This window comes from Legionella sp. (assembly GCF_965140895.1).
Lineage (GTDB): Bacteria > Pseudomonadota > Gammaproteobacteria > Legionellales > Legionellaceae > Legionella.
Map to the genome: position 1 here is coordinate 1 of NZ_CBCSKT010000037.1, position 3,351 is coordinate 3,351.

Sequence of the window (3,351 nt, forward strand, 5' to 3'; positions counted from 1 at the left end):
GGATGGTAGAAACAAAAAAAGCGGCTCTAGGCCGCTTTCTTGTTCTTAATAAAACCCTGGCGATGACCTACTTTCACATGAGGAGACCTCACACTATCATTGGCGCATGTCTGTTTCACTTCTGAGTTCGAGATGGATTCAGGTGGTTCCAGACCGCTATGGTCGCCAGGAAAACTGGTTTCATGCTTCATTGCAGCCATTATACCGCAATTTCGCATGAGGTAAATAAAGAGTGCGCTTTTTTTTTCGCGCTTCGTAACACGTTCTCATCTCGCGTTGCTTCATAGACCCAAAGCAACTCAGATTATATGGTCAAGACAATCAGCCAATTAGTACAAGTTAGCTTCACACATTACTGCGCTTCCACACCTTGCCTATCAACGTCGTAGTCTTCAACGGGCTTCATGGGAAAACTCATCTTGAGGGAGGCTTCCCGCTTAGATGCTTTCAGCGGTTATCCCGTCCGAACTTAGCTACCCGGCGATGCAACTGGCGTCACAACCGGTACACCAGAGGTTCGTCCACTCCGGTCCTCTCGTACTAGGAGCAGCTCCTCTCAATTTTCCTACGCCCACGGCAGATAGGGACCGAACTGTCTCACGACGTTCTAAACCCAGCTCGCGTACCACTTTAAATGGCGAACAGCCATACCCTTGGGACCTGCTTCAGCCCCAGGATGTGATGAGCCGACATCGAGGTGCCAAACACCGCCGTCGATATGAACTCTTGGGCGGTATCAGCCTGTTATCCCCGGAGTACCTTTTATCCGTTGAGCGATGGCCCTTCCATTCAGAACCACCGGATCACTAAGACCAACTTTCGTTCCTGCTCGAGCCGTCGCTCTCGCAGTCAAGCACCCTTATGCCTTTACACTCTAGGTACGATGTCCGACCGTACCGAGGGTACCTTTGTGCTCCTCCGTTACTCTTTGGGAGGAGACCGCCCCAGTCAAACTACCCATCATACACTGTCCTCATCCCCGATTAGGGGACCAAGTTAGAACCTCAATAATAACAGGGTGGTATTTCAAGGTCGGCTCCATATGAACTAGCGTTCATACTTCTTAGCCTCCCACCTATCCTACACAGTTATCATCAAAATCCAGTGCAAAACTATAGTAAAGGTTCACGGGGTCTTTCCGTCTAGCCGCGGGTACACTGCATCTTCACAGCGATTTCAATTTCACTGAGTCTCGGGTGGAGACAGTGTGGCCATCGTTACGCCATTCGTGCAGGTCGGAACTTACCCGACAAGGAATTTCGCTACCTTAGGACCGTTATAGTTACGGCCGCCGTTTACTGGGGCTTCGATCAAGAGCTTCTCCTCGCGGATAACCCCATCAATTAACCTTCCAGCACCGGGCAGGCGTCACACCCTATACGTCTTCTTACGAATTTGCAGAGTGCTGTGTTTTTAATAAACAGTCGCAGCCACCTGGTCTCTGCGGCCCTCACCAGCTTTGTTACGTAATGTAACTAACCAGCAAGGGCGTACCTTCTCCCGAAGTTACGGTACCATTTTGCCTAGTTCCTTCACCCGAGTTCTCTCAAGCGCCTTAGTATTCTCTACCTGTCCACCTGTGTCGGTTTGCGGTACGGTTCTCTGTAAGTTATGGCTAGCAGCTTTTCCTGGGAGCCGGGCATCAATGACTTCGCTGTACACCAAAGTGTCAGCACCACTTCACACCTCAGGGTTAACAGTAAACCGGATTTGCCAAGTCTACCCCCCTACATGCACGTACCAGGACAACCAACGCCTGGCTCATCTAGCCTTCTCCGTCCCCACTTCACCACTTACAAAAAGTCCAGGAATATTAACCTGGTTCCCATCGACTACGCTCTTCAGCCTCGCCTTAGGGGCCGACTCACCCTGCTCCGATTAACGTCGTGCAGGAAACCTGGGACTTCCGGCGTGAGGGCTTTTCACCCTCATTATCGTTACTCATGTCAGCATTCGCACTTCTGATACCTCCAGCAGACTTCTCAATCCACCTTCATCAGCCTACAGAACGCTCCCCTACCACGTGCACTTAGTGCACATCCGCAGCTTCGGTGACTAGTTTTAGCCCCGTTACATCTTCCGCGCAGGCCGACTCGACCAGTGAGCTATTACGCTTTCTTTAAAGGGTGGCTGCTTCTAAGCCAACCTCCTGGCTGTCTCTGCCTTCCCACATCGTTTCCCACTTAACTAGTACTTTGGGACCTTAGCTGGCGGTCTGGGTTGTTTCCCTCTTCACGACGGACGTTAGCACCCGCCGTGTGTCTCCCGTGATTCAATTAGCCGGTATTCGGAGTTTGCATCGGTTTGGTAAGCCATGACAGCCCCCTAGCCGAAACAGTGCTCTACCCCCAACAATTATTCACGAGGCGCTACCTAAATAGCTTTCGGGGAGAACCAGCTATCTCCGGGCTTGATTAGCCTTTCACTCCTAGCCACACGTCATCCGATAATTTTTCAACATTACCCGGTTCGGACCTCCAGTTGGTGTTACCCAACCTTCATCCTGCACATGGCTAGATCGCCCGGTTTCGGGTCTACTCACAGCGACTCGCGCCCTATTCAGACTCGATTTCTCTACGGCTTCCTTATTCAGTTAACCTCGCCACTGAAAGTAACTCGCTGACCCATTATACAAAAGGTACGCAGTCACACGTCCAAAGACATGCTCCCACTGCTTGTACGCAAACGGTTTCAGGTTCTATTTCACTCCCCTCTCCGGGGTTCTTTTCGCCTTTCCCTCACGGTACTGGTTCACTATCGGTCAGTAAGTAGTATTTAGCCTTGGATGATGGTCCACCCATATTCAACCAGGATTTCACGTGTCCCGGCCTACTTGTTCGCGTGCTTAGTTCCTAATACAACTCACATATACGGGGCTTTCACCCTCTTTGGCCAGCCTTCCCAAACTGTTCTATTTCATTGTACTATAAATCACACCAGGCTCCTCCCCGTTCGCTCGCCGCTACTTGGAGAATCTCTTTTGATTTCTTTTCCTTCGGGTACTTAGATGTTTCAGTTCCCCGAGTTCGCCTCGTTAACCTATGTATTCAGCTAACGATGACTATACTCTCGTATAGCCGGGTTCCCCCATTCGGACATCTTCGATTAATCGCTCGTTTCCAGCTCATCGAAGCTTTTCGCAGGATTCCACGTCCTTCATCGCCTCTTACTGCCAAGGCATCCACCGTTTGCGCTTCTCTTCTTGACCATATAATCTCAGTTGCCTAAAATCATATGTTTCTTGTCTTATACAAGACGCTTGTGTTACCTCTTTATTTACCATATTTTTAATGAACATCTGATTTATTCAGATTAAAACACTCTACTCGCGTAAATCGCTTTAATCTGAAC

2 rRNA genes are annotated in these 3,351 nt (G+C 49.9%); both read right to left on the minus strand.

The window, feature by feature from the left end:
* Positions 1-54: 54 nt before the first annotated feature.
* Positions 55-170: ribosomal RNA gene (rrf, locus tag ACQY7T_RS05205) — 5S ribosomal RNA — on the minus strand.
* A gap of 138 nt (positions 171-308) precedes the next feature.
* Positions 309-3,208: ribosomal RNA gene (locus tag ACQY7T_RS05210) — 23S ribosomal RNA — on the minus strand.
* Positions 3,209-3,351 lie beyond the last annotated feature (143 nt).